This window comes from Anaerotalea alkaliphila (assembly GCF_010179735.1).
Taxonomy (GTDB): domain Bacteria; phylum Bacillota; class Clostridia; order Lachnospirales; family Vallitaleaceae; genus Anaerotalea; species Anaerotalea alkaliphila.
Genome location: NZ_JAAEEH010000006.1, coordinates 56,314 through 82,044 on the forward strand (window position 1 = coordinate 56,314; position 25,731 = coordinate 82,044).

A 25,731-nucleotide genomic window follows, 5' to 3' on the forward strand; every position below is an offset into this window, starting at 1 on the left:
CGATATGATATTTGGAAAAAGCGAGGCGGTGGCGTGGGATGCGAATGACTGCCGCATTCTGATCGAGAACAGCATGGACATGATCTACAGGCTTTCGGAGGCAGGGGTGATCGACTTCATCTCACCGGCCTGCACCTCCCTCCTGGGCCATCTGCCTGAGGAGATGGAAGGAAGGCCCTTTGAATCCTTTGTGCATCCCCAGGACCTGGCGGTCTGGAGGACGGCCTTTGGAAGCCTGGAAGTGGAAAAGGTTCCGGTAGCGGGAGTCCTCTGCAGGCTCCTGCACAAGGACGGTTCCTGGAGCCACTTCACTTCCAACATTGTCCCCCTCATGGACAAGACCGGCCGGGTGACCGGAAGCGCGGGGGTCGCCCGGGACAGTACGGAGCAGGTCCAAAAAGAGAAAGAGCTGCTGCGCCTGAGTTTCCACGACCCGGTGACGGGACTCTACAACCGGCGGTTCTATGAGGAGGAGGTCCGGCGGCTGGACACCTTCAGGAACATGCCCATCACCCTGCTGATGGCGGACATCGACGGACTGAAGCGGGCCAACGACACCTACGGACACGCCATGGGGGACCGGCTGCTGGAGGCCTTTGCGGAAGTACTGCGGCAGGAGTGCCGGGAGGACGACATCATCGCCCGGATCGGCGGGGACGAGTTCGTGGTCCTGCTTCCACAGACGGGAGTGAAAGAGGCGGAAGCCATAGCCTCCAGGGTGGTGGAGACAACGGCGGGGACGGTGGTGGATGGGATTCCGCTGTCGGTGTCCATAGGATGGAAGACAAAGCTCCATGAGAACGAATCCATGGAGAGGATTTTCAAGGAGGCGGAGGACGCCATGTACCGTCAGAAGGCGGAAGTGAGAAGGAGATGAACAGCATGAACGTGATAACCCGGTCGATTTCCCAAGTGTTCAAAGGGGCGGCAAAGGCCTTCCAGACATTTCCCGCGTCCATCGCCAGTGCGCTGGCGTTCGCCATCGTGACCATGGTCAGGATCCAAATGGACTGGCCCCAGCAGGAGGCTTACAACTTCCTGTTCAACTGCCTGCACCTGGCATTCGCGCTGGGCGCCATTTTCAGCTTGGCGGCAGTCACGGCGGCCCAGAGCCGGCGCAACGAGCCCCGGGCGTTCCTGGCCGCCAACCTGTTGGGTGCCGCAGTGGTGGTGGCGACCTTCCTTCTGCTTATCCTGTTCGGCGGGACGGATACGGCCCTGGACGGGACCCGCTATGCCCGGGTGACGGGCCTTGCCGCATCCAGGGTGAGTGCCGCCATGTTCGTCAGTTTGCTGTCCTTCGTCATCCTGGCCGGACATCCCAAAGACCAGTCGGACTTTGCCAGCTCCTTCTTCATGACCCACAAGGCGTTCTTCATCGCCCTGCTCTACGGCCTGGTCATCGTGGGCGGTGCCTCCGGAGTCGCCGGCGCCATCCAGGCTCTGCTGTACAGGGGAATGAGCAGCAAGGTTTACATGTATATCGGGACCGTGGCAGGCTTCCTGGCCTTTACAATCTTCCTCGGGTATTTTCCGGACTTCCGCAAGGGGGAGGTCGACGAAAGGCGGGAGACGGCCCAGAAGCAGCCGCGGTTCATCGAGGTCCTCTTCGGGTACATCATGGTCCCGATCGCCCTGGCCCTGACGGTCGTCCTGCTGATCTGGTCCGGCAGGACCGTCGTGACCGGGGAATGGCCCCCGTTCCTGCGGCTTTCCGGCATCGCGGCAAGCTATGCGGTGGGCGGCATCTGGCTGCACATCATGGTCACACAGCACGAATCGGGATTGGCGAAGTTCTACCGGTTGGCTTATCCGGTTTCCGCACTGGTGATCCTGGTGTTCGAGGCTAGGGCCCTGCTGGTCCAGCTGGGAAGGTCGGGCCTTAAGACGGAAGAGTATTCCTTCGGCCTGATCTGGATCATCGCCGTGCTGGCGGCGGTCCTCCTGCTGCTGCTGAAGGCCAATGCCCATACCCCCATCGCCCTGCTGACCTGTGCGGTTGCCGTGTTCTCGGTCCTTCCGTTGCTGGGCTACCATGCGCTGCCGGTGGCGGCCCAGGTCAACCGTCTGGAAACCCTCCTGGTGGACCAGAGGATGCTGGAGGGCGGCCAACTGCTGCCCGCTGCCGCCGAACCGGAGCTTTCGGTGCGAGAGGCCATCACCGATGCGGTCAATTTCCTTGCCTACATGGAGGATGCGAGACTGCCGGCATGGTTCGACAAGCGCCTGGCTGAGGGCAACGTGTTCCGGGACCGGCTCGGGTTCGAGCAGGCCTGGCCGGAGCGGGATGAATTCTATCCCTCCGATCCGGGAGGATATATGGGAACATCCCTGTACCTGCAGGCGGAGGCCATCGACATCGGCGACTATGGATGGGCGGTCAACCTGCTGCAGGAAAAGGGGGGGACCTCGGCCAGGGTGGACGGCAGGAGGGGCGACTACCGGATCCATTGGACGGTGGACCCTCCGACGGGCATACCCAGCCTGAAGGTCGAACTGGACGGCCGGGTGATCCTGGAGGAGGACCTGAACGACTATATCGACCGGATTACCGGAAAGTACCCTCCGGGCCGGGCGGAACCCTTCCAGGCTACGCTGGAGGACATGAGCCTACGGCTGGAAACGCCGGAGGTGGACATCCTGCTGGTGTTCGGCAATGTGGACATCCATGTGGACACCCGGCAGGATACGATCAACTACTGGATCAACCTGAATGCGCTGTATCTGAGGGAGAAATGACTTCGATGCGCCGGCTCAGGGGCGGGTGGCTGTAGGTCAGCCTGACGACCCAGGGATGGGAATCAATTGGGAGATATCCATGGCAAACCGCCTTTCCAAGACCTGCGTTTTGTGCTAATTGCCGTTTGTTTTCTTCTAGTAGTTGGATTTCGCCTGTGCTATATTCATAAGTAGGAAGCGGCAAACTTACGGGGCCTGCTGCATCTGGTTCCGGAATTCCCGGGGCGAATAGCCTATGATCTTCCGGAAGAGCCGGGAGAAGTAGTTCGCATCATAAATCCCTACGGCGGCGGATACGTCGCTCATGGGCAGGGACTCATCCTTCAGGTATTCGATCGCACGGATGATCCGCAGCCGGTTGATGTATTCCACCGGCGGGAGCCCTGTGGCCGACTTGAAGATTGCCCGGAAGTGGCCGGGACTCACGTTCTGGAGGCGGGCGTATGCCGAGAAGTCGATGTGCTCGGCCAGATGTTCCTCGATGAACTGCTGGGCGGCAGCCACGATTTCCCGCCGGGGGTTCTCCCCACCGGGCAGGAGGGCGAATTGGCTCTGCCTAGCCCGGGAGATGGCGATGAGAATCAGGTTCAGGTAATCCTGCTTGACCTGCTGGAAGCCGAAGCCCTGTTCCGTCTGTTCCAGGAGCATGGTGTCCATCATCGACTGGAGGCGCTCCGCTTCCGGCGGGGACAGGTGGATGATGTGCTGCCGGTTCAGGTCGGCCGGGGAGATGGGGTTTCCGGTCTCCGGTTCGGCCAGGTTGCTGAGCAGGCTGCCGAATTGCGTATCCCACCAACCCGGCATCTGTTCAGGATAGAACTGGCAGTTGTACATGCAGACGGGTGTTTCGATGACATAGGCATGCTCCTGGTGGGGAGGGACGAGAAACACATCCCCAGGAATCAAGGGCATGGAGATGTCCTTGTACTGGTGGATGCAGGAACCCTTTGTGATCAGCACGAACTCCTGGAACGTGTGGCGATGGTCCGGCACGGACTCCATCGTCTGGAACACCTCCACGGTTATGCCGCTTGCGTCGGTTCGGGTACAGTTATAGTATGGGATCATTGCTGACCGCTCCTTTTCTTTTGAGGTTGGCATTATCATTATAAAGCATAATAGGAGGAAATGAAATGAAAATTGGTTTCAATGAAGGATGCAACCGTTTTTGCGAAGGACATTCCGTATTGAAGGATCTGGACCTGTGCGAACAGAACGGATTCGACTACATCGACATCCAGTCCGAGTGCCTGGACAGGGACCTTGCGGCAGGAAAGTACACTTTGGAAGAACTGGGTGAGTGGTTCAAGAACCACAAACTGAAAATGCTCTCCTACAATGCCCTGATCTTCTTCAACATGAAGCAGACCCAGGAGGAAAAGGACGCTGTAATGGCGCAGCTGGATGAAATCATCCGCCGCTGCCTGATCCTGGACTGCAAGATGATCGTCGTGGTTCCCAGCATGGACATCACCGTGGAAGCCACCATTCCTGAAATCCGCAAGGATGCGGTTGCCGTGATCAAGGAAATGCTCAAGAAAGTGGAGCCCCATGGAATCAAATTGTCCATCGAATTCGTGGCACATCCCCAGATGACCATCAACCGTTTCGAAGACGCCTATGCCATCGTGCAGGAAGTGGATTCCCCGCTGGTTGGCGTCACCCTTGACCAGTACCATTTCCATGCAATGGCTTCCGAATGGGCCGCGCTGGAGAAGGCGGACGGCAAGAAGATCTTCGTATGGCATCTGAACGACATGGAAGACGTGCCCTGCGGCGCCAAGTACAACACGGACGAGAAGCGCCTGTGGCCTGGAGACGAAAGAGGCTGCCTGGACCACCAGCGTTTTGCCGACACGTTGAAGAAGATCGGTTTCGAAGGGGATGTCTGCACCATCGAAGTTTTCCGTCCCGACTACTACAAGCTTTCCCAGGAAGAGAATGTCAAGACGGCAGCGGAAGTCACCCGCGCGCATGTTGCGAAATACTGCGGCTGATTGTCAGTCTGGAAAGAAACCATCCCAGGATGGGATGAATAGAGGAAACGAAGCCCGCGGCATATGCCGCGGGTTTTCATTTTCCTGGAAGTCCTGTATAATGGAGGCATTGAACACCTTATTGCGGATGAGAAGGGGAGGGCCATAGGGGCTTGCCCGGTTGCGCATGGGATGGTACAATGAAGTGGTTTTGAACATACTGAAACAATCCGGGAGAAGCGATGGAACCAATTAGAGCTGTACAGACCAAGGACAATATCGCAAGGATTTTGCGGAACGGAATATTTTCAGGGGAACTGGTGGACGGGGAAGAACTGGTCCAGGAGCTCGTCGCCGAAAAGCTGGGCGTGTCCCGGATGCCTGTCCGGGAAGCCCTGCAGATGTTGGAACAGGAGGGATTCCTGGAACGGCTTCCCAACCGCCACATGCGGGTGGTCGAAGTGAAGCATAGGGAGATCCTCCAGAATTTTCGGGTCCTGGCCGCTGTGGAGATGGAAATCGCGTTGCTCCTGTTGCTGGAGAAGAAGGACCTGGCGCCCCTGGCGCACTCCCTGGAGGCCTGCAGGACGGCGGCGGCACAAGGAGAGCCGGAGGAATGCGCAGGGTGCGAGATGGATTTCCATCTGCAGCTCTCCGGACTGCTGGAGAACAAGACCCTTTCCCGGCTGCACCAGCGGTTGCTGGGGGGACAGTTCGCCTATGCCTTGCAGTCGGTACCCCGCAACCCACAAATGGCGCTGAAGGGCTTGGAAGCGGTCCTTTGCGCCATGGAAGGAAAAGGGCAGGAAGGCTTGCGCACGAGCCTTGACAACTATTTCGACGAGATTGCGGCAGGCATGGGCAAGGAGGTCAAACCATGAAGAATCTACATCCCATCAAGATGCTGCCCGCCCGGGAGCAGGTCGCTTCCGCATTGCGGAAGGCGATCCTGTCCCGGGAGCTGCAGGAAGGCGAGGAGATCACCTTGGAGAGCACGGCGCAGCAGCTGGGGGTGTCCAGCACGCCGGTGCGGGAAGCGTTCCAGATCCTGGCCCGGGACGGCCTGATCAAGCTGCGCCCGAACAAGGGGGCGGTGGTGCTGGGTGTGAACGAAAAGACGATCCGGGACCATTATGAGACCCGGGCGATCCTGGAACGGGAAGCGGTGGCACTGGTGTGCCGGAATGGCGCAGACATCTCGGACATCGTACACGCCTACGGGCAGATGGTCCGGAGCCTGGAGGAAAACGACATCGAGGCATACACCCACTACAACCAGATGTTCCATTGGGCAATCTGGACAGCCGCGGGGAACGACAAGATCAAGGCGCTGCTGGCGGCGATCTGGAACGGCCTTCCCTTGGGGAGGAAGTCGACGGAAGCGGACTACGCCAGGATTTCCTGCGATGAGCACAAGTCGATTGTGGAGGCCATCCGGAAGCGGGACGCCGAGAAGGCCAAGGAGCATATGAACGCCCACATCCTTCGGAGCATGGAGAACATATTGGCCCGGTTCGAGTAAATGCCTATTGACAAAAAGCCATCAGAAGAATATGATGGTAACTATAATTGGATACATTATCATAAATCACATATCACATATCGCGAACGATATGGAGCGGCCTTTGGAGGCTAGAACAGGAGGAAGTCGTTGTGGGAAAAGTGAAGGCAAAGGATGGCATGGTTTTTTTACACGCGGACAAAGTCCGTTGGAATCCTACGGTCCAGGAACTGGTGGAGACGGCGGTGGAAAGGGAAGGGTGCCTTGTGGCGGAAAACGGAGCCCTGTGCGTCAACACGGGGGCCTATACGGGAAGGTCTCCAAAGGACCGGTTCATCGTGGACGAGGCCTCCGTCCACGACCACATCGACTGGAACAGCAGCAACCTGCCGATCCGACCGGAGGATTTCGAGCGGCTGTACGAAAAGGCCATGGCCTACATGCAGGATAGGGAGCTGTACGTGTTCGACGGCTATGCGGGCGCCGACGGGAAGTACGGGATGCCCCTGCGGGTGGTGAACGAGCATGCCTTCCAGAACCTGTTCGCCCGGCAGATGTTCTTCAAGACCTCCGAAGGGGCCGCCAAGGCGCGGGAGCCCTACAAGCCCGGCTTCACTGTGGTTTCCCTGCCCGGCCTGAAGGCGGATCCGGAAACCGACGGAACCCGTTCGGAAACCTTCATCGCCATCAGCTTCGAGAAAAGGATGGTGCTCATCGGCGGAACCCTGTACATGGGGGAAATCAAGAAGGCCGTATTCACCGTCATGAACTACCTGCTGCCCTTCCAGGGCGTCCTTCCCATGCACTGCTCGGCCAACGTGGGGGAAAGGGGGGATGTGGCCCTGTTCTTCGGACTCTCGGGGACAGGCAAGACCACCCTGTCCGCAGACGGGGACAGGAGACTGATCGGGGACGACGAGCACGGATGGACAGGGGAAGGCGTGTTCAACTTCGAGCAGGGATGCTATGCGAAGTGCATCAACCTGTCCGAGAAGGGGGAGCCCCAGGTATGGAAGGCCATACGGGAAGGGGCCTTGCTGGAGAACGTGGTGGTGGCCCCCCGCACGGGGCAGCCGGACTACCGGGACAACAGGCATACGGAAAACACCAGGGCCGCGTATCCCATGGAGAATGTGGCCGGGGCCGTGCCGGATGGGAAAGGGGGGGTGCCGGAGACCATCCTGTTCCTGACCTCGGACGCCACAGGGGTGCTTCCGCCCATCTCGAAGCTCACCAGGGAACAGGCTGTCTACCATTTCCTGTCCGGATACACCAGCAAACTGGCCGGGACGGAGCGGGGAATCGTGGAACCCAAGGCGACCTTCTCCACCTGCTTCGGGGAACCCTTCATGATCCTGAAGCCCCAGGTGTATGCGGAGTTGCTGGGAAAGAGAATGGAAGAGCATGGGGTGAAGGCGTTCCTGGTGAACACGGGGTGGACCGGCGGAGCTTACGGAACGGGTACACGGATGAAGCTGGAGCACACCAGGGCGATGGTCCGGGCGGCGATCGGCGGGGACCTGGACAGGGCGGACACCTTCACCCATCCGGTTTTCGGTCTGCGGATTCCCCTGGAGTGCCCGGGAGTGCCGGAGGCGGTCCTGAATCCAGCCAACACTTGGGAAAGCCTCAGTGCCTACCACAGGAAGGCGAAGGAACTGGCCCGGCGGTTCGAGCAGAACTTCCGGAGGTTCCAATAGGACCATGCGTATTGAGGCGGACGCGCCAAAAAGGCTGCAGGAGAGACTCCTGCAGCCTTTTTGGCGCGCGTTCTTCGGTTCGGGGTCCGGATGGACCGGTTGTGTCACTGGGGATCGAAGGTGTAACCGATCCCCCATACGGTCTTCAGATGCCTGGGGGTCTGGGGCTGTTCCTCGATCTTCTTCCGAAGATGGCTGATGTAGACCATGATGGAGTTGTCGTCGATGACGGCGTCGTTCCACACGTTCTCGTACAGCTGGTTCTTGGTGAAGACCTGGTTGGGATGTTCCAGGAAGAACTTCAGGAGCTTCAGCTCCTTGGAGGACAGCTGGAGTTCCCGGTCCTCCTTGTAGACCTTGTAGGATTCCGGATCGAAGGTGAAGACGCCGCAACGCAGCACGCCGCCGCCCTTCCCCGTGCCCATCAGCCGGAGGTTGCGCCTAAGGTGGGCCTTGATCCTGGCGGACAGCTCCACCGGGCTGAAGGGCTTGGTGATGTAGTCATCCGCGCCGATGCCCAAGCCCAGGATCTTGTCGTATTCGGCCCCCCGGCCGGACAGGATCACAATGGGCACCATGGGATCGATCTCGTGGAGCTGGCGCAGGACATCCAAGCCGCTTTCCGTACCCAGCATGACATCCAGCAGGACCAGGTCATAAGAGGTGCCCTGCATCCGCTGCTTCGCCTCCGCTCCGGAGGCGGCTTCCGCCACGGATAGGTTCTCGTATTCCAGAGCGGTCCGGACCATCCTGCGGACAAGGGGGTCGTCGTCGACGATGAGGATTTGGGGTTTTTCCATGGTTCTACACACCTTCTCTAAATTATATATCTTAAAAAACTTTAAGGAACCATACATGATTTGTTAAGACGGCCCATGTACTATGGGTATTACAGACAATAAATGCTGAAAAAAACAAGAACAACTGTCTCTTTTGACTGCTGCGGGATTTTGCAAACACAAGCATCGACATTGTGCTACTATGTAGGTACCAGCCTGCAACCTAGTTTATCAAAAATAAACCAATAGCACAACGTTTTTCAACAGAAAGTTGGAAGGAGCATTTTTATGAAGAGCCAGAAAAATAAAATTGCTGCGATTCTCTTGTTTTGCGTGATGATAGCCGCAGTCGGAAGGGCAAGCCAGGTGGCCTATGTGAACTTCAGGGACACCGTCGTCGAACAGCAGCAGCAGCACCTGCTGACGATCGCCAAATCCATCAGCAACAACATGCGCCTGTACATGGAAGGGAAGTCTACGAGCCTGAAGATCCTCGCTTCCACGCCGCGGGTGGTCAGCTTCATGGCGGACCCTGCTTCCGCACATTACCGGGAAGACATCGGGGAAATCCTCCGGTCGGTTCGGGAGGAGCAGAAGCTGAAGGAGATACTGCTGATCGACACCGACAGGAACATCCGTCTGGAACAGAAGGAGGGAAGGGAAGCATCCGTCGTGCTGCAGAGCTTGCAGGTGCAGCACGACATCGAAAGGGTTTTAGAGTCCGGGGAAGCCGTGGTCGGCAGGGTCTACCGTAACCAGGATGGGGAATTCCTTGTGGATCTGCTGCAGCCGGTGCTGGAGGAGGGCCGGCTGGTGGGCGCCTTCATCGCGGTCATCTCCGCAGGCGACATGTATGAGGAGATCGTAAGGCCTGTCCGTGCCGGGGAACAGGGATACGCCATGGTGAAGGACCAGGAGGGGACGATCATCATGCATCCCGTGGAAGAGCAGGTCGGGTACGATGTGATCGACACCAGAAGGGAAGTGTATCCGGAACTGGATTACATCGCCTTGGAGCAGCTGATCGAACGGCAGCTTGGGGGCGAGGAAGGGACGGCGGTCTACGAATCCTACTGGTGGACCGCAGAGGAGTTGGAGAAGATCACCAAGCTGAGCGCTTTCACGCCGTTTCGGCTGGCGGAGGACAATTTCTGGGTCGTCGCCGTGGTGATGTCCTATTCGGAAATACAGCTGCCGATCATGAAGTATCTGGCGGTGGTCATCCTCATGGCCCTGCTGCTTGTGGCTGTCCTCTCGTGGACGATGTACATGGCGGTCCGCATGAAGAAGAACCAGGAAGACAAGGAGGCTTATGCGCTGGAGATGCAGTACCTGAAGAAAATCAACGAGTCCTCCGAGGAGCTCAGGAGGAAGGACAAGGAGCTGCAGCATTCCAACAAGTTGCGGACCATCGGCACGCTGACAAGCGGAATCTCCCATGAGTTCAACAACCTGTTGACGCCCATCATGGGGCATTCGGAAATCATCCTGCACCACATGGACAAGACGAGCCCCTTCTACGAAGGCATCCGGGACATCCACGACTCCTCGGTCAAGGCAAAGGAACTCATCAGCCAGATCCTCGTTTTCAGCCACAACGAGAACGCCCCTGTGGAGGAAAAGAGCTTCAACCTGAACGCCCTGGCAAGGGAGACGATCAGATTCTTCAAGCCGATCCTGCCATCCAGCATCAGCGTCGTGGAGGACATCGAGGAAGGGGAGGCGCTGATGACGGGAAACGATACGGAAATCAGGCAAGTCCTCATGAACCTGTTCACCAACGCCTTCTACGCCATGAAGGAGAACGGCGGAACATTGACCGTCGAGGTCCGCAAGGAAGCGCAGGAGACGGACGGACAGAAAGCTGGGGAACCCGGCCATGCCCGGATTCTCGTGGCGGACACGGGTTGCGGCATGGACGAGGATACCTTGAGCCAGATGTTCGACCCCTTCTTCACCTCCAAGCCTGTGGGGGAAGGCACCGGCTTGGGGCTGTCCATGGTCCATGGCATCGTGGAGAAGTATGAGGGCAGGATCCATGTGGCCAGCGAGCCCGGCAAGGGAACTTCCTTTGAAATCCTTTTGCCGCTGGGCGGAACGGAGCGGGTCCAGGAGGAGGCTGAGGGCCAGGACGGCTGTCTGGGGAGCGAAAGCGTGCTCCTGGTGGACGACAACCGGCTGATCACCAAGGTCCTGGGGAAGGGGTTGGCCCATTGGGGATACAAGGTCAAAAGCTTCAATGAGAGCGTGGAGGCCTTCCAGCATTTCCATGGAAACAGGGAGCAATACGACATCCTGGTCCTGGACCAGTCCATGCCGCACCTCACGGGACTGAACTTCGCAAGGAAGGCGCGGCAGATCCAGCCGGACATCCGGATCATCCTGATCACCTCCTACAAGGACAAGACGGTGGACAGGGCGGTCAAGGACAGGACGGTGGACAGGATCCTGATCAAACCGTTCCTGACGAAGGAACTGGGCAGGTGCATCCGGCAACTGATGGACGCAACCTAAGGAGGTACCGTGTGGACTATATGAATTACAAGGAAAGGCGTGCCCTGATGCACATGAAAAGCGAAAAGGAGGAGGTCCTCCGTTTCCTGGACGGGCAGGGCATCGGGTTCGAGGAGGATGTGGAGTACACCATGGTCTTGGAGGAAGGGGAGAAGGTCGTAGGAACGGGATCCCTGAACCGCAACGTGCTCAAATGCATCGCCGTGGACGGGGAACACCGGAGCATGGGACTGATGAACAGGATTGTCGGCCATCTCATCCAAGAGGCGTATCAGCGTGGGGAGACCCACCTGTTCGTCTACACCAAACCCTCCAACGAGGTGCTCTTCACCCAGTTGGGATTCCACAAGATCATTTCCCTCCACGACGAGGTGCTCCTCCTGGAAAACAGCGGGGACGGATTTTCCGACTACCTGAAGGCCCTGGGCGGTTGCAAGGTCGAGGGGGAACGGATCGCCTCGATCGTGGTCAACTGCAATCCGTTCACGAAGGGACACCGGCATCTCATCGAAAAGGCCGCGGTGGAAAACGACTGGCTGCATGTCTTCGTCGTCTGGGAAGGGAAATCCCTTTTTCCCTCGGATGTCCGCCATGCCCTGGTGGAGGAGGGGACCAAGGACATCAGAAACGTTACGGTGCACAGGGGGAAAGACTACATCATCTCAGCGGCCACATTCCCGTCCTATTTCCTGAAGGAAGGCCAAGACGCCGTGGAGATCCATGGGAAGTTGGACCTCTGCCTGTTCGCGGCATTCATTGCACCGGCCCTGGGAATCACCCGGAGGTATGTGGGGGAGGAGCCCTACTGTCCGGTGACCAAAAAGTACAACGAAATCATGAAGGAAATCCTGCCGGCATACGGGATCGAGGTGTGCGAAATCCCCCGGTTGTCGGCGGATGGAGATGCGATCAGCGCATCCAAGGTAAGGCGGTTGATCCGAAGGGACGACTACATGTCCCTATGGAGGATCGTTCCGGAAACGACCTACCGGTTCCTATTGTCGGAGGAAGGCAGGAAAATAGCCGCCACCATCAAAGAATCCCAAAGCAGACATTGACAGGAGAGGTGAAGGAATGGACATCGTAAAAACAGGCATTGCCGGCACGCTGGAGTCCAGCGACTTGATGGTGACCATCAAGGAATCCGGGGAGGATGGAATCCATTTGGAATTGAAAAGCACGGTGCAGCAGCAGTTCGGAGAGGAAATCAAGGAGGTGGCCCTGGCCGTCCTGCGTCAGTATGGCGTCAAACGATGCAAGGTGAGCATTGAGGACAAGGGAGCCCTGGACTGTACGGTGATCGCACGGGTGCGAACTGCTGTCAGCAGAGCCTGCGGGAATGTGAAATACAATTGGGAGGTCGGGCGATGATCAGTCGATTGAGGCGTACGATGCTGTATGCGCCGGGCAACAACGCCGGCATGGTGCGGGATGTCCACATCTATGGTTCGGACTCCATCATGTTCGACCTGGAGGATTCGGTTTCTGTACACGAAAAGGACTCGGCCCGTTTCCTGGTCTACCAGACGCTGCGTACCATGGATTATGGAAGGAAGGAAACCGTGGTCCGTGTGAACGGCCTGGACACACCCTATGGCCTGGAGGATTTCAATGCGATTGTCCGGGCGAAGCCGGACATCATCCGGCTTCCCAAGACGGAAACGCCGGAGGATGTCATGGAAGCCGACCGGCTGATCACCGGCATCGAGGAGGAGATCGGCATGGAGGTGGGAACCATCAAGATGTTCGCGGCCATCGAGAGTGCCTTGGGCATCCTGAACGCCTATCCCATCGCCAAAGCCAGCAAACGGCTTGTGGGTATCGCCATCGGCGCGGAAGACTATGTGACGGACCTGAAGACCACCCGGTCGAAGGAGGGCGTGGAGCTGCTGATGGCAAGGAGCCAGATTGTGGTGGCTGCCAGGGCGGCGGGCATCTCCGCCATCGATACCGTTTTTTCGGATGTGGATGACGAGGAAGGCCTGATTCGGGAGACGGCGCTGGTCAAACAGCTGGGATTCGACGGGAAGTCGGTAATCAATCCGCGGCAGATCGATCCGGTGCACAAGATCTTCACTCCTGGCAGCAAGGAGATCCACAACGCACTCAACGTCATCGAAGCCATCAAGGAGGCGGAGGCCAAGGGGTCCGGTGTGATTTCCCTAAACGGGAAGATGATAGACAAACCAATTGTTGACAGGGCAAAAAGGGTTCTTGACCTGGCCGTTGTCGCCAGGGCGTACAATCCGGAAAGTGGTGAAGTGCTATGCTGAATGCAGTCGATCGGGAAATCCCCGAATATCTGGAAGGTTACGGAAAGATGAAGCTGTTCGACAAATTCAAGGAAGGGTCCGTCAAGGATCTGGACAGGTTCCAGGACCGGCTTGTCTATCCGAACCGCAAGAAGATCATCTCTTCCATCAAGAGGGCGGTGGAAGCCGTCGGACTGAAGGACGGGATGACGATCTCCTTCCACCACCATTTCCGCAGTGGCGACCTGACCATAAATCTGGTGTTGAACGAGCTTGCCTCCATGGGGTTCAAGGACCTGATCGTGTCCGCCAGTTCCCTGACGGACGTGCACGCGGCCTTGATCCCCCTGGTGCGGGAGGGGGTCATCCGTAAGTTCGAGACCAGCGGCCTCCGGGGAGGGCTGGCGGAATTCATCTCCAACGGAATGATGGAAATCCCCATCCAGATCCGCTCCCATGGAGGCCGGGCCCGGGCGATCGTAAACGGGGACCTGCACATCGATGTGGCCTTCCTGGGTGTGTCCTCCTGCGATGTCTACGGGAACGCCAACGGATTCACGGGACAGAACGCCTGCGGTTCCCTGGGATATGCGAAGGTGGATGCGGAATACGCCGACCACGTCGTCATGATCACCGACAACCTGGTGGAGTGTCCGAACATCCCCTTCAGCATCCCCCAGAACCAGGTGGACCATGTGGTGGTGGTGGACAAGGTGGGGGATACCGCGGGAATCATGTCCGGGGCGACCCGTTTCACCAAGAACCCCAGGGACCTGCTGATTGCAAGGCATGCGGCGGATGTGGTGGAAGCCTCGGGATACTTCTACGACGGGTTCTCCCTGCAGACCGGTTCCGGAGGGGCCTCCCTTGCGACAACAAGGTTCCTGAGCGAAAAGATGGCCCGGCGGGACATCAAGGCCAGTTTTGCCTTGGGAGGCATCACCGGACAGATCGTCAAGATGCATGAGGAAGGCCTGATCGGCAAGCTGCTGGACGTACAGAGTTTCGACCTGACGGCCGTGCAGTCCTTAAGGAAAAACCCCAACCACTATGAGATCAGCGCCGCATACTATGCCAACCCCGACGACGAGGGAAGCGCGGTCAACCAGCTGGACGTGGTCATCCTGAGCGCCCTGGAGATCGATGTGGATTTCAACGTGAACGTGATGACCGGTTCCGACGGGGTCATCCGGGGAGCCTCGGGAGGCCACTGCGATACGGCTGCGGGGGCCTGCGTCACCATCATCGTGGCCCCCCTGCTGCGGGGAAGGATCCCCACAGTCTGCGACCGGGTCCATACCATCATCACCCCCGGAAAAACGGTGGATGTGCTGGTGACGGACCAGGGAATCGCCGTCAACCCCCTCCGGCCGGAACTGCAGGAGCGCCTGATGAAGTCAGGACTGCCGGTCTGTTCCATAGAGGACCTTAAGGAGCGGGCCTACAAGCTGACAGGGGTTCCCCGGGAGATCCGGGTGGAAGACAGGATTGTGGGCGTCGTCAACTACAGGGACGGCTCGGTCATCGACGTCATCCGACAGGTGGCAAAATAGGATGGGAGCAAAAAAGGATCCCTCCGGCAGGCCGGTCAGTCTGGACGAGCTGCTGGAGGCGAGGGAGCGGAGGAAGCGCAAGCAGGAGGAGCTACTCCTAAGGTATGGGGGCGCCCTGATATCCTTCATGGTCAACATGCCCGGGGCATGCAAGGAGACCCTGCTGTCCAGAAACCTGCACGCCCTGGGGGATGCATGGATCCTGGAAATGGTACGCGGGCAAAACATGCCGCTGCTGCATAGGGAGATCGTTGAAAAGAACACCGGAACGGAAGGGTACTACTGCATCGGGATTCCCCCCATGGAATTGAAAAGGGAAGCGCTGAAGGTGGAGGAAGGCCGGCCGGTGGGAAGGCTCCTGGATATCGACGTCCTGGACCAGGAGGGGAACATCCTGTCAAGGAGCCTGTTCCACCTGGAGAAGCGAAAATGCCTGCTCTGCGGGGAAGAAGCCGCAGTCTGTGCCAGAAGCCGGAAGCATGCCCATAAGGACATCCTGGAGCGCATGGAGGAGATGTACCGGGAAGCGGTGCAGGCAGGCGACACGCAAGCTATTTGAAGCCGCAGATGCGGCTTGCAAGATAGACAAGATACAGAGGAAACCAAACAATACATTGAAAATCGGGAGGATTAGAAAAATGGTGAAGATGAAGAAAATGATGGCGGCGGTTGCGCTGACGGCGGTTGCGGCACTGGCTTTGACGGGATGCGGAGAAAAATCGGGGGAATACCCCACCGGCAAGATCGATTGCGTGGTTCCGGGAGGCGCCGGCGGCGGATGGGACACGGCCATGCGCACCGTGGTGAAGACACTGCAGGACACCGACCTGGTTTCCGTGCCGATGCCTGTGACCAACCTGCCCGGCGGCGGCGGCGGAGTCGCCCTGGCGGACCTCCAGAAGAAGGTGGGAGAGGACCGGGTGCTCACAATCTACTCTCCCCCGCTGCTGCTCATCAACCTGAATGGTTCCTCCGAATACGGCTATGAGGAGCTCACACCCATCGCCCAATTGATGACGGATTACGGCGCCTTCGTCGTCTCCAAGGACTCCAAGTACAAGACGATCAACGAGGTCATGGAGGCCCTGAAGGCCGACCCCACCAGCGTGAAGTTCGGGGGCAACTCCGCCGCGGGCAGCATGGACCATCTGCAATTCCTGGTGGCCGCCAAGGCTGCGGGAATCGAGGACCTGGAGAAACTGAACTACATCAGCTTCCAGAACAATGAGGGGGCGGCCCAGCTCCTGGGAGGACACATCGACATGCTGTCCACCGGTCTTGCCGACGTCTCCGCGCTGATCGAAAACGGCGACCTGGTGGGTCTGGCGTCCACAGCGGAGGAGCGTGCGGGAGAAGGCGTGATCGGAGAGATTCCCACACTGAAGGAGCAGGGAATCGACGCGGTGTTCTACAACTGGAGGGGACTGTTCGGACCCAAGGACATGCCTGCGGAAGCGGTGGCTTTCTGGGAAGAGACCTTGGCGACCATGGTGGAAGCACCGGAGTGGAGCGAGGCCTGCGCAAAAAACGGATGGTCCCAGACCTTTGCGAAATCGGAGGAGTTCAAGACGAACCTGGACCGATACAATGAAGAGTACAAGGTGATCCTGGACGAGATCGGAATGCTGAAGAAGTAAACAAATAACCCCTACGGGGACAATTACGAGGTGAATCGATTGAACAAGCATTTGAAAGCCGGAATCGGCACATCGGTTTTTGGGTTGACCTACACCCTGGGGGCCTGGGGCCTGCCCAGGTCGACCGTGGGCAACCCCATGGGACCTGTCATCTATCCCCTTTTCCTGGGGGGCATACTGACCATCCTGGGACTGCTGTCCATCATCATGGGCATCAGGGAACAGAAGGAAAAGGGTGTTGAAAAGCAGGAAGGCTTCAAGGTGACGCAGACAGGCAAGCTGATCTTCATCAGCTGCGCCGCCGCCGTCCTCTACGCATTGACGTTCCAAGGACTGGGCTACGTTCTGGCCACATCCCTGTTCATGATGATCGTGATGTTCGCATTGAACGGCAGGAAGCACTGGAGGTCCAACATTACCGTATCGGTTGCCTTCAGCATCGGGGTCTATCTGCTCTTCTCCAACCTGCTGTCCATACCGCTGCCCACCATGCCGTTTTTAGACATATAGAAAGGAGGTAGAATCCATGCTTGATATTTTTCAGAATCTGTTGATGGGCTTTCAGGTCGCATTGACACCCGAGATGCTGTTTTGGGTAACCCTGGGAGGCGTGCTGGGCACGATCGTAGGCATGCTGCCTGGACTCGGGCCTGCAACGGGTGTTGCGGTGCTGTTGCCCATGACCTTCACCATGGGTCCCACGGCTGCGCTGATCACCATGTGCGGCATCTACTACGGCGCCATGTTCGGCGGATCCAGAAGCTCCATCCTGATCAACACCCCGGGGGACGGCGCCGCCCTTGCGGCAACCTTCGACGGGTATCCCATGGCAAGGACGGGAAGGGCGGAGGCCGCCCTGGCCATGTCGGGGATCGCCTCCCTGATCGGGGGACTGATCGCTGCGGTGATGATGGTCTTCATCGCAGCCCCCGTGTCCCGCTTCGCCATCAAATTCGGACCGGCGGAATATTTCCTGCTGATGATCGCGGCGCTTTCCATGACGGCGTCCATGTCCAAGAAGAACGTGGTCCGGGGATTCATCTCCATGTTCATCGGGCTGATGATCGCCACGGTGGGACTGGACGCCCAGACGGGCACCAACCGGTTCACCTTCGGGATCATGGAGCTCCAGGGAGGCATCGACTTCCTGATCGTCATCATCGCCATCTATGCCCTGGGGGAAGTGTTCAAGAGCTACAAGAGCATCCAGGAAGGCAAAGTCAAGATGCAGACCAAGTTCGGCAAGATCTGGATCACCAAGGAGGACTGGAAGAAGTGCTGGCGGCCCATCCTTAGGAGCACGCCTCTTGGCTTCATCATCGGGGCCCTGCCCGGTGCCGGCGGCACCATGGCTTCCCTGATGGCCTACAACAATGAAAAACAGCTCTCCAAGAACCCCGACGATTTCGGCAAAGGGGAAATCGTGGGGTTGGCGGCCCCGGAAGCCGCAAACAATGCATCTTCGGTGGGTGCGCTGATCCCCATGCTGACCCTGGGGATTCCCGGCTCGGGAACCACGGCGGTCATGATGGGTGCGCTCCTGATGCTGGGACTGCAGCCCGGTCCCCTGCTCTTCACCAACAATCCGGATGTGGCCTGGGGACTGGTCGCCAGCATGTTCGTCGGAAACCTGATCCTTGGAATCGTGAACATCCCCTTGGCAGGCGTCCTGGTCCGTGTGCTGTCGGTGCCCCCCAGAATCCTGTATCCCATCGTCCTGGGGCTGGCGTTCATCGGCGTCTACGCCATCGGCAACAGCACCCTGGACTTCTACCTGATGATCCTGTTCGGCATGCTGGGACTGGGAATGGAGAAGGTGAAGATCCCCACAGCCCCCATGATCCTGGGCGTCATCGTCGGAGGCACCATGGAAGTCGCCTTCCGGCAGGCGCTGTCCATCTCCAACGGAAGCTATTCGATTTTTGTGAAGTCGCCGATTTCCGTTTCCCTGATTCTGATCATCGCCGTATCCATCCTGTTCCCTGTTGTAAAGGAATGGATCGCATCCAAGAGGAAGCCCCTTGTGGCAAGCTTCATGGATGGAGAGGACGGCGGCGTCTAAAAGGAAAGATGAAAATGAGAGATGTTGGTTTGAGCAAGAGGTTGAGCCAGTATGCGGTGCAGGCGATGCTGTATGAAGTCACCGCGACGCCCAAGCCCGGACTGGTGGACCGGGGGAATTCCGGTGCCCACAGGGACATGGACATCTTCACCTTCATGGGCAGCAGTGCCTCCCTGGCGCATTATTTCTTCCAATGCAGCCACCAGACCCAGTCCTATCTGGATTCCACCGGCCCCGGGGAGGCGGACTGCAGGGAGCTGTTCGGCATCCTGCGGGGGCTGGGCCTGGAGGCGGAGAGGAGCATGTTCGACGCCACGAACGGCGTCAACACCCACAAGGGGCTGATCTTCTCCCTGGGGATCATCGTTTCGGCGGCCGCCTACTCCCTATGCAGGAGTGGATGTCCGGATCCGGACATCCACGACATCTGCAGCGTGGTCTGCGCGTTGACGGAGGGGATTTGCGACAAGGACTTCAAGGGCGTGGAGGGCAAAGCCTTCCATACCGCAGGGGAAAAGCTCTATCTGCAGCATGGCATCAAGGGGATCCGGGGGGAGGCCGAGAAGGGGTATCCCATCGTCCGCGACGTGAGCTATCCGGTCATGAAGGAGCTGATGGAGCGTTCCGGCCATCCGATCAACGATATCTTCGTACAGGTCCTGTTCCATATCATGGCCGTGCTGGAGGACACCAATGTCCTGAACAGGCACGACATGGGGGTTCTGGAGGAGGTGCAGGCCGCGGCACAGGAGGTGCTGGGTCTTGGGGGCGTGTTCACGGAAGCGGGAAGGGAGTCCATCCTGGAACTGGACCGGCTGTTCATCGAGAGGAACATCAGCCCCGGAGGTGCGGCCGACCTCCTTGCCGTCACCATCTTTTTCCACCTGTTGGATGTGCAGACCGCACGGGAAGAAGTATAGGATGTTGCAGTTGGATCAAGCGGTTGCCGTTGGCAACCGCTTGATTTTGTGTTTTTCAAGAAGAGGAGGTGGTTTGCGTGGAGACATACTTGTGGATTGCCGCCACTCTGGCCGTGGGTGCCATGGGAGGGGCCTTGGGCAGGAGGCTGCGGATGCCGGCAGGCGCCATGGTAGGAGCCATCCTGTGTGTTGCGGTGCTGGGCATCCTCTTCCGGCAGGCGGATGTCCCTGCCTTGGCCCGCCCGGTGATGCAGATCATGGGAGGGGCCTACCTGGGGCATTCGTTCCGGAAAAGGGATCTGCTGCTGATCGGTTCCATGTACAAGGTGATGGCCGCCATGGTTGCGTTCATGTTGGGCATGAGCGTACTCATGGGCTATGTATTGGCGGAGGCCTGCGGCATCGACCTGGCAACGGCGCTTTTTTCCGTCGCACCGGGAGGACTTTCGGACATGGCGTTGGTGGCCCACGAACTGGACGCCGACATGGCGACCGTGTCCGTGATGCAACTGTTCCGCCTGTTCAGCATCTACCTCCTGTATCCGCCGTTTTTCCGGATGCTTGGGCGGGGGAGGGAGACGGTGCCGAACCCGGTCCGATTGCCCCCTCCTGTCCGTGGATGCGGTGGCAGCTGGAAAAGGATGGCCGGAACCCTGGCGGCCGCCTCCCTGGGAGGGGTGCTCCTCATGGGGGCGGGGGTTCCGGCGGGCGGCCTGATCGGGGCCGTCCTGGGGAGCGGAGCCTTCAATATGATGACTCCCGGCGGCTGTGTGCCCAGGAACCTGCGGTTTTGGACCCAGGTCGGGGTGGGGGCCATGATCGGGACCAGGATGTCTTCGGACACGCTCCAACAGCTGTCCGGGCTGGCCCTTCCCGTACTCATCCTGACGGTGGGCCTCCTTGTCATGACCCTGTGCCTGGGCCTGGTGATCCGGAGGTTCTCCTCCATGGATCTGGCGACGGCGCTGCTCTGCGCGACGCCGGGCGGAATCCAGGAGATTGCCATGCTGTCCGAGGACATGTCCTGCGACACCGCTTCGGTGCTGATGATGCACACCGTCCGGTTGGTGTCCGTCATCGCTATCTTCCCCACCCTCATCCTGGTGCTGACAGCATGAAAATGATGCAAGGGTGGAACAGGGGGACGGTTCTTCCGTACCATCCGGATGCAGAGGGGGTTGCCTTCTCCCGGTGGGGTCTGTTATACTTCTAACTGGACCAGGCGGCGTGTGCAAGTGCAGGCTGTCCAACGGCATTGGAGAAGAAAGGCGTTGTGAGACATGAATTTGTTCATTGAACTGTTGAAAGCGATCCTGCTGGGGGTGGTGGAGGGCATCACCGAATGGCTGCCGGTGAGCAGCACCGGGCATATGATCCTGGTGGAGGAATTCGTCCGTTTGGACGCCTCGGATGCCTTCAAGGAGATGTTCTTCGTGGTCATCCAGCTGGGGGCCATCCTAGCGGTGGTGCTCCTCTTTTTTGGGAAGCTGAACCCTTTTGCCCCCTCCAAGACCTGGGAGGAGAAGAAGGATACGTTGGGGATCTGGCTGAAGGTCCTGGTGGGTGTGCTGCCCGCGGCGGTCATCGGTCTGCTTTTCGACGACTGGCTGAACGAGCACCTCTACAATTACCAGACGGTGGCGCTGATGCTGGTGGTCTACGGTGTCCTCTTCCTCCTGGTGGAGAACAGGAACCGTGGCCGTGCCCCAAGGATTGAAAGTTTCCATGACCTGGGGTACAAGACAGCCTTCCTGATCGGGGTGTTCCAGGTGCTGGCACTGATTCCGGGGACCTCCCGCTCGGGGGCCACCATCATCGGAGGAATCCTGCTGGGCACCTCCCGGTTCATCGCGGCGGAGTACTCCTTCTTCCTGTCCATCCCGGTGATGTTCGGCGCCAGTGCGCTGAAGCTGGTCAAGTTCGGTTTCTCCTTCACGGGGACGGAGATGGCGGTCCTGGGGGTGGGGATGGTGGTGGCCTTCGGGGTGTCGGTCCTGGCCATCAAGTTCCTGTTGGGGTACATCAAACACCATGACTTCAAGGTCTTCGGTTGGTACCGGATTGCCTTGGGGGTCCTGGTGATGGCCTACTTCCTTCTAGGGGCGTAGGTTTTGGAACCGTCCCCTCGGACCATTTTCCTTCCTTGAAGGGAGTGGTGTACAGGAGTATAATGGACGGAGAGCCAACCGAATGGCATCCAGAAGAATAGGGGGAGACGATGACGCAAGGGTTCAAGCCGTACAGCAGGAAATGCCACTACTACGAGACGGACCAGATGGGGGTGGTCCACCACAGCAACCACATCCGTTGGCTGGAGGAGGCCAGGATCGACCATATGGACCAGATGGGCTTCCCCTACAAGAAGCTGGAGGAGCTGGGGGTCATCAGCCCGGTGCTGGAGGTGGACTGCAGGTATGAGGCCATGGTCCGTTTCGGGGACACGGTGTCCATATCCACCTGGGTGAAGGAGTTCACAGGCGTGAAATATTCCCTGGGTTATGAAATCGTCAATCTGGCCACAGGGGAGCGCTGCGCCGTGGCGAAAACGAAGCACTGCTACCTGGACAGGGAAGGAAGGCCGGTTTCGGTCAAGAAAACCGTTCCGGAGCTGCATGACAGGTTCATGGCCGCAATGGCCAGGGACGAAGTCCGGAAAAAAAGGGCATCCCCGGGGAGGTGATAAAATGTTAGGAAGAAAAATGTTGCAGACGGCCCTGCTTGTCCTGCTCGTCCTGCTGCTGGCCGGTTGCGTTCCGGGGGACGGAAGGAACACCCTGGCGAATCCAGCGGGCTTCTTTTGGGGTGTGTGGCATGGCTGGCTGGCGCCGGTCTCGTTGATCATCGGCTTCTTCGACCGGTCCATCCGGGTCTACGAAGTGCACAACACCGGCTGGTTCTACGACCTGGGGTTCTATATGGCGGTGATCAGCGGCTTTGGCGGCGTGGGGATCTTCAGGAGCAGGAAGAAGAAGGACTGACAGAAAAAGGGCATTCGGCGCTGATCGCCGAATGCCCTTTTTCCTGTCGCACTGTTTCCTATAGGATGACCCCGTCCCTGAAGATGGAGATCTCCCGGTAGCCGTGGATTTCGTTCATGGTCTGCCTGCCCGAGGCGACCTCCAGGATCTGGTCGAAGAGGTCGTTTTCCGCCTCCTCGAAGGTCTTGCCCTCCAGCAGTTCCCCCGCATTGTAGTCGATCCAATGGGGTTTGCGGCGGTACAGGTCGCTGTTGGAGGAAATCTTGATGGTGGGCACGGGAGCGCCGAAGGGGTTCCCCCGCCCGGTGGTGAAGAGGATGATCTGGGCGCCGCTGGCCGTCAGGTTGGTGCAGGAGACCTGGTCGTTTCCGGAACCGTTCAGCAGATGCAGGCCCTGGGTGCGCAGCGGGTCCCCGTAATCCAGCACATCCACAACCGGCGCCAAGCCGCCTTTCTGGATGCAACCCAGGGATTTGTCCTCAAGGGAGGAGATGCCTCCCTTTTTGTTGCCGGGAGAGGGGTTCTCGTAGATGGTCTGGCCGTACTTCTTGAAATAGGCCTTGTAGTCGTTGATCAACCGGACCACCTTGTCGAAGACCTCCGGCGTCACCGCCCGGTCCATGAGCAGGGTCTCGGCCCCGAACATTTCAGGAACTTCCGTCAGTATGGAGCTTCCCCCCTGGCGGACCAGCTTGTCGGTGAGCCGTCCGCACAGGGCGTTGGCGGTGATGCCGGAAAAAGCGTCGGAACCGCCACACTTGAAGCCCAGGACGAGCTTGGAGGCGGGGACCTTCTCCCGCTTCATGGTGGAGGCGCATTCCGCCAGCGCCTGGAGCTGCTCCAGGCCGGCTTCATACTCGTCGTCCACGTTCTGGGTGACCAGGAACCGGACCCGCTCCGGGTCGTATTCCCCAAGCACGGGCAGGAAGCTGTCCAGGTTGTTGTTCTCGCACCCCAGGCTCAGGACGAGAACGCCGGCGGCGTTGGGATGGTTGATGAGGCCTTTCAGGATCTTCTGGGTGGTGGCGTGGTCGTCCCCCAGCTGGCTGCAGCCCATGTTGTGGGGGAAGGTGTGGAAGCCCTCCACCAGATGGCCCCAGCGCTTCTGGGCCTCTTCCACCATGCGGGTGGCGGTGGTGTTGACGCATCCCACCGTGGGGATGATCCAGATTTCGTTCCGGATGCCTACGGAACCGTTGGACCGGACATAGCCGTCGAAAAAACGGTCCGCATGGGCCTGGCTGAAGCGCCCGATCAGGTCCAGGTTGGGAGTGTAGGTATAGGTGAGCAGGTCCTGCAGGTTCGTCTTCAGGTTCTGGGTATGGACGTGCTCCCCTTGGAGGATGTCCGTGCTGGCATGCCCGATGGGCTGGCCGTACTTGAGGATGTCCCGGCCCGCAGGGATGTCCTGCAGGGCGAACTTGTGCCCTGCGGGGATGTCGGACAGGAGGGTCACCTCACCGACCTCCGTCTTGCAGACGGTTCCGGCCGGCAGGTCCTGGAGCGCCACGCCCACGGAGTCGGCGGGGTTGATGAGCAGGAAGAGGTTCTTTTCTTTTTCCATGGAATCAGGCCTCCTGGTCCAATGTCGCGATGACGGATGCTACGGGCATGGACTCCAGTTTCCGGACATATCCGGCAACCTTCGCCGTCAGTCCAGGGAGGAGGTTCAGGTCCTGTCCTCCCCAGAATGCGGGGTTCCCCAGGGTCTGTTCCACCAGGGCGTCGATTTCCAGGTTAACCCAGCCGCTGGCGAAGAACTCCAGTACGGAGGCGTCGTCCCGGATGGGATAGGCCGTGCCGTCCCCACGGCGGCCGCTGCAGGCCCCGTCGGTCAGGGTGCCCTTGTAGAAATGGATCAGCGCCGCCAAAGCGAAGGAAAGATGGGACGGGGGAGTCCCCTTGCGCTTGGCGTATTCCGTCAGGGAAGGCAGGCAGCGGGCATGGAATTTGGAACAGGAGTTCAAGGAAATGTCCAGCAGCCGATGGTGGATGTAGGGGTTGGCGAAACGCTCCTTGACCGCGCCTGCGAAATCCACAAGCTCTTCGTTGGGCATGTCCAGGGTCGGTATGATTTCGTCGAAAATGGTCTCGTCCAGGAATCCGGCGAAGACCGGGTCTTCGATGAAGTCGCGGACGGTCTCGTGGCCGGCAAGGTAGGCCGCAAGGACCGTGGAGGTGTGGGCGCCGTTCAGGATCCGGACCTTCCTTTTCTTGTAGGGGGAAGCGTCTTCCGTCCACAGGACGTTGGCCTCGTTCTTGTGGATGGGAAGGATGTCGGCCCAATCCTGGGCGCCTTCGATGACCCACAGGTTGAAAAGTTCGGAAGTCACGATGAGCTGGTCCTTGTAGCCCAACTTCCCTTCGAAATACGCCACCTGGTCCTTCGGATATCCGGTCACAATCCGGTCAACCAGGGTGTTGGTGAATTTGTTTGCGGTTTCCACCCAGTCGATGAAGGCCTGGCCCAGATTCCATTCCCGGGCATACTGGAGCACGATGCGCTTCAATGCGGTCCCGTTGTTGTCGATCAGCTCCACAGGAAGGAACAGGAGCCCCTTGTCCGCCGCACCGTCGAAGGCCTTGTAGCGCTCGAAGAGGAGGGCGGTGACTTTGGCGGGGAAGGAGGAGGGAGGGGTGTCCTCCAGACGGTCGTCCGGCTGATGGGTGATGCCTGCCTCTGTGGTGTTGGAGAGGACAACCTCCAGATGGGGGCTGCGGGCAACTTCCAGCAATGCCTGGTAATCCTCGTAGGGATTGATGCAGCGGGAGACGGAAGTGACCAACCTGGTTTTTTCCACCGGATTACCGTTCTCCAGTCCTCGCATGGCCAAGGTGTACATGCCGTCCTGCCGGTTCACCAGGTCGCAGAGGCCTTGGGGGACGGGCTGGCAGATGACGATGCTGCCCTGGTAATCTCCGTTTTCGTTGGCGTTGTCCACCATCCAGTCGGCGAAGGCCCGGAGGAAGTTGCCTTCCCCGAATTGAAGGATCTTCTCGGGATAGTTTCCATAGGATTTCTTAACGGTCTCTTGAATCGATAGCATCAATGGTTTACCTCCATGGTTTGATGTTTTGCCGTAGGGTTACGGCAGGTGCTTTTGCTCTAAGCTGATTATA

At 58.9% G+C, this 25,731-nt stretch carries 24 protein-coding genes; 20 read left to right on the plus strand and 4 right to left on the minus strand.

Annotation, left to right across the window (positions count from 1 at the left end; genetic code table 11):
* Positions 1 to 4: 4 nt before the first annotated feature.
* On the plus strand, positions 5 to 877 hold the full coding sequence (locus GXN74_RS03575) for a GGDEF domain-containing protein (RefSeq protein WP_162369553.1): 873 nt from the start codon (positions 5 to 7) through the stop codon (positions 875 to 877).
* A 5-nt stretch (positions 878 to 882) separates the two neighbouring features.
* Entirely contained in the window at positions 883 to 2,739 is a 1,857-nt protein-coding gene (locus GXN74_RS03580; RefSeq protein ID WP_162369554.1) for a DUF4153 domain-containing protein, read from the plus strand.
* 186 nt (positions 2,740 to 2,925) lie between these two features.
* Here the strand turns inward: GXN74_RS03580 and GXN74_RS03585 are convergent, their stop codons facing one another.
* Complete coding sequence (locus GXN74_RS03585) at positions 2,926 to 3,807, minus strand: AraC family transcriptional regulator (protein ID WP_162369555.1); 882 nt, start codon at positions 3,805 to 3,807, stop codon at positions 2,926 to 2,928.
* A 65-nt stretch (positions 3,808 to 3,872) separates the two neighbouring features.
* On the opposite strand from GXN74_RS03585, the gene GXN74_RS03590 reads away from it, so the two are divergent.
* The 4 genes from GXN74_RS03590 to pckA all read left to right on the plus strand — a co-directional run bounded on the left by GXN74_RS03590 (position 3,873) and on the right by pckA (position 7,916).
* A complete protein-coding gene (locus GXN74_RS03590; RefSeq protein WP_162369556.1) occupies positions 3,873 to 4,736 on the plus strand; it encodes a sugar phosphate isomerase/epimerase family protein in 864 nt (287 codons plus the stop codon).
* A gap of 221 nt (positions 4,737 to 4,957) precedes the next feature.
* The gene (locus GXN74_RS03595) at positions 4,958 to 5,596 is read left to right on the plus strand and encodes a GntR family transcriptional regulator (protein WP_162369557.1); all 639 of its coding nucleotides are present in this window, start codon (positions 4,958 to 4,960) and stop codon (positions 5,594 to 5,596) included.
* A complete protein-coding gene (locus GXN74_RS03600) occupies positions 5,593 to 6,237 on the plus strand; it encodes a GntR family transcriptional regulator (protein ID WP_162369558.1) in 645 nt (214 codons plus the stop codon). The genes GXN74_RS03595 and GXN74_RS03600 overlap by 4 nt, the downstream gene beginning before the upstream one ends.
* Positions 6,238 to 6,395: 158 nt before the next feature.
* Complete coding sequence (gene pckA, locus GXN74_RS03605; protein WP_162369591.1) at positions 6,396 to 7,916, plus strand: phosphoenolpyruvate carboxykinase (ATP); 1,521 nt, start codon at positions 6,396 to 6,398, stop codon at positions 7,914 to 7,916.
* Positions 7,917 to 8,020: 104 nt separating this feature from the next.
* Here the strand turns inward: pckA and GXN74_RS03610 are convergent, their stop codons facing one another.
* A complete protein-coding gene (locus GXN74_RS03610; RefSeq protein ID WP_162369559.1) occupies positions 8,021 to 8,716 on the minus strand; it encodes a response regulator transcription factor in 696 nt (231 codons plus the stop codon).
* A 267-nt stretch (positions 8,717 to 8,983) separates the two neighbouring features.
* Here GXN74_RS03610 and GXN74_RS03615 point away from each other — a divergent pair, with 267 nt between their 5' ends.
* The 14 genes from GXN74_RS03615 to GXN74_RS03680 all read left to right on the plus strand — a co-directional run bounded on the left by GXN74_RS03615 (position 8,984) and on the right by GXN74_RS03680 (position 22,611).
* On the plus strand, positions 8,984 to 11,209 hold the full coding sequence (locus GXN74_RS03615; RefSeq protein ID WP_162369560.1) for a sensor histidine kinase: 2,226 nt from the start codon (positions 8,984 to 8,986) through the stop codon (positions 11,207 to 11,209).
* 20 nt (positions 11,210 to 11,229) lie between these two features.
* Positions 11,230 to 12,267 (plus strand): [citrate (pro-3S)-lyase] ligase, encoded by a 1,038-nt coding sequence (citC, locus tag GXN74_RS03620; protein WP_246208578.1) that lies wholly within the window; start codon positions 11,230 to 11,232, stop codon positions 12,265 to 12,267.
* 16 nt (positions 12,268 to 12,283) lie between these two features.
* A complete protein-coding gene (gene citD, locus GXN74_RS03625) occupies positions 12,284 to 12,580 on the plus strand; it encodes a citrate lyase acyl carrier protein (RefSeq protein ID WP_162369561.1) in 297 nt (98 codons plus the stop codon).
* Complete coding sequence (gene citE / locus GXN74_RS03630) at positions 12,580 to 13,482, plus strand: citrate (pro-3S)-lyase subunit beta (RefSeq protein ID WP_162369593.1); 903 nt, start codon at positions 12,580 to 12,582, stop codon at positions 13,480 to 13,482. Before citD ends, citE begins: the two co-directional genes overlap by 1 nt.
* Entirely contained in the window at positions 13,476 to 15,014 is a 1,539-nt protein-coding gene (gene citF, locus GXN74_RS03635; protein WP_162369562.1) for a citrate lyase subunit alpha, read from the plus strand. Before citE ends, citF begins: the two co-directional genes overlap by 7 nt.
* 1 nt (position 15,015) lies before the next feature.
* Positions 15,016 to 15,573: a citrate lyase holo-[acyl-carrier protein] synthase gene (gene citX / locus GXN74_RS03640; RefSeq protein ID WP_162369563.1), complete on the plus strand. Its 558-nt coding sequence runs from the start codon at positions 15,016 to 15,018 to the stop codon at positions 15,571 to 15,573.
* 79 nt (positions 15,574 to 15,652) lie between these two features.
* Positions 15,653 to 16,651, plus strand: coding sequence for a tripartite tricarboxylate transporter substrate binding protein (locus GXN74_RS03645; protein WP_212505694.1), 999 nt, complete (start codon positions 15,653 to 15,655; stop codon positions 16,649 to 16,651).
* A 39-nt stretch (positions 16,652 to 16,690) separates the two neighbouring features.
* Positions 16,691 to 17,161: a tripartite tricarboxylate transporter TctB family protein gene (locus GXN74_RS03650; RefSeq protein WP_162369564.1), complete on the plus strand. Its 471-nt coding sequence runs from the start codon at positions 16,691 to 16,693 to the stop codon at positions 17,159 to 17,161.
* A gap of 16 nt (positions 17,162 to 17,177) precedes the next feature.
* Complete coding sequence (locus GXN74_RS03655; protein WP_162369565.1) at positions 17,178 to 18,713, plus strand: tripartite tricarboxylate transporter permease; 1,536 nt, start codon at positions 17,178 to 17,180, stop codon at positions 18,711 to 18,713.
* Positions 18,714 to 18,727: 14 nt separating this feature from the next.
* Positions 18,728 to 19,633 carry a triphosphoribosyl-dephospho-CoA synthase CitG gene (gene citG, locus GXN74_RS03660; protein WP_246208575.1) on the plus strand — a complete coding sequence of 302 codons (906 nt, stop codon included), beginning with the start codon at positions 18,728 to 18,730 and terminating at the stop codon, positions 19,631 to 19,633.
* A gap of 77 nt (positions 19,634 to 19,710) precedes the next feature.
* Positions 19,711 to 20,751 carry an AbrB family transcriptional regulator gene (locus GXN74_RS03665; protein ID WP_162369567.1) on the plus strand — a complete coding sequence of 347 codons (1,041 nt, stop codon included), beginning with the start codon at positions 19,711 to 19,713 and terminating at the stop codon, positions 20,749 to 20,751.
* 162 nt (positions 20,752 to 20,913) lie between these two features.
* Positions 20,914 to 21,741, plus strand: coding sequence for an undecaprenyl-diphosphate phosphatase (locus tag GXN74_RS03670; protein ID WP_162369568.1), 828 nt, complete (start codon positions 20,914 to 20,916; stop codon positions 21,739 to 21,741).
* A gap of 110 nt (positions 21,742 to 21,851) precedes the next feature.
* A complete protein-coding gene (locus GXN74_RS03675; RefSeq protein WP_162369569.1) occupies positions 21,852 to 22,313 on the plus strand; it encodes an acyl-CoA thioesterase in 462 nt (153 codons plus the stop codon).
* Positions 22,314 to 22,317: 4 nt separating this feature from the next.
* A complete protein-coding gene (locus tag GXN74_RS03680; protein ID WP_162369570.1) occupies positions 22,318 to 22,611 on the plus strand; it encodes a hypothetical protein in 294 nt (97 codons plus the stop codon).
* Positions 22,612 to 22,669: 58 nt separating this feature from the next.
* On the opposite strand, the gene GXN74_RS03685 is transcribed toward GXN74_RS03680, so the two are convergent.
* Both GXN74_RS03685 and GXN74_RS03690 read right to left on the minus strand, forming a co-directional pair.
* Entirely contained in the window at positions 22,670 to 24,175 is a 1,506-nt protein-coding gene (locus tag GXN74_RS03685) for a UxaA family hydrolase (protein WP_162369571.1), read from the minus strand.
* Positions 24,176 to 24,179: 4 nt separating this feature from the next.
* Positions 24,180 to 25,658, minus strand: coding sequence for a tagaturonate reductase (locus tag GXN74_RS03690; protein ID WP_162369572.1), 1,479 nt, complete (start codon positions 25,656 to 25,658; stop codon positions 24,180 to 24,182).
* Between the last annotated feature and the right edge of the window lie 73 nt (positions 25,659 to 25,731).

Excerpts from the sequence above, each read along its gene's own strand:
- GXN74_RS03575 (WP_162369553.1), top strand. The coding sequence starts at position 5 with ATGATATTTGGAAAAAGCGAGGCGGTGGCGTGGGATGCGAATGACTGC.
- GXN74_RS03580 (WP_162369554.1), top strand. The coding sequence starts at position 883 with ATGAACGTGATAACCCGGTCGATTTCCCAAGTGTTCAAAGGGGCGGCA.
- GXN74_RS03585 (WP_162369555.1), bottom strand. The coding sequence starts at position 3,807 with ATGATCCCATACTATAACTGTACCCGAACCGACGCAAGCGGCATAACC.
- GXN74_RS03590 (WP_162369556.1), top strand. The coding sequence starts at position 3,873 with ATGAAAATTGGTTTCAATGAAGGATGCAACCGTTTTTGCGAAGGACAT.
- GXN74_RS03595 (WP_162369557.1), top strand. The coding sequence starts at position 4,958 with ATGGAACCAATTAGAGCTGTACAGACCAAGGACAATATCGCAAGGATT.
- GXN74_RS03600 (WP_162369558.1), top strand. The coding sequence starts at position 5,593 with ATGAAGAATCTACATCCCATCAAGATGCTGCCCGCCCGGGAGCAGGTC.
- pckA (WP_162369591.1), top strand. The coding sequence starts at position 6,396 with ATGGTTTTTTTACACGCGGACAAAGTCCGTTGGAATCCTACGGTCCAG.
- GXN74_RS03610 (WP_162369559.1), bottom strand. The coding sequence starts at position 8,716 with ATGGAAAAACCCCAAATCCTCATCGTCGACGACGACCCCCTTGTCCGC.
- GXN74_RS03615 (WP_162369560.1), top strand. The coding sequence starts at position 8,984 with ATGAAGAGCCAGAAAAATAAAATTGCTGCGATTCTCTTGTTTTGCGTG.
- citC (WP_246208578.1), top strand. The coding sequence starts at position 11,230 with ATGAATTACAAGGAAAGGCGTGCCCTGATGCACATGAAAAGCGAAAAG.
- citD (WP_162369561.1), top strand. The coding sequence starts at position 12,284 with ATGGACATCGTAAAAACAGGCATTGCCGGCACGCTGGAGTCCAGCGAC.
- citF (WP_162369562.1), top strand. The coding sequence starts at position 13,476 with ATGCTGAATGCAGTCGATCGGGAAATCCCCGAATATCTGGAAGGTTAC.
- citX (WP_162369563.1), top strand. The coding sequence starts at position 15,016 with ATGGGAGCAAAAAAGGATCCCTCCGGCAGGCCGGTCAGTCTGGACGAG.
- GXN74_RS03645 (WP_212505694.1), top strand. The coding sequence starts at position 15,653 with ATGGTGAAGATGAAGAAAATGATGGCGGCGGTTGCGCTGACGGCGGTT.
- GXN74_RS03655 (WP_162369565.1), top strand. The coding sequence starts at position 17,178 with ATGCTTGATATTTTTCAGAATCTGTTGATGGGCTTTCAGGTCGCATTG.
- citG (WP_246208575.1), top strand. The coding sequence starts at position 18,728 with ATGAGAGATGTTGGTTTGAGCAAGAGGTTGAGCCAGTATGCGGTGCAG.
- GXN74_RS03670 (WP_162369568.1), top strand. The coding sequence starts at position 20,914 with ATGAATTTGTTCATTGAACTGTTGAAAGCGATCCTGCTGGGGGTGGTG.
- GXN74_RS03675 (WP_162369569.1), top strand. The coding sequence starts at position 21,852 with ATGACGCAAGGGTTCAAGCCGTACAGCAGGAAATGCCACTACTACGAG.
- GXN74_RS03680 (WP_162369570.1), top strand. The coding sequence starts at position 22,318 with ATGTTAGGAAGAAAAATGTTGCAGACGGCCCTGCTTGTCCTGCTCGTC.
- GXN74_RS03685 (WP_162369571.1), bottom strand. The coding sequence starts at position 24,175 with ATGGAAAAAGAAAAGAACCTCTTCCTGCTCATCAACCCCGCCGACTCC.
- GXN74_RS03690 (WP_162369572.1), bottom strand. The coding sequence starts at position 25,658 with ATGCTATCGATTCAAGAGACCGTTAAGAAATCCTATGGAAACTATCCC.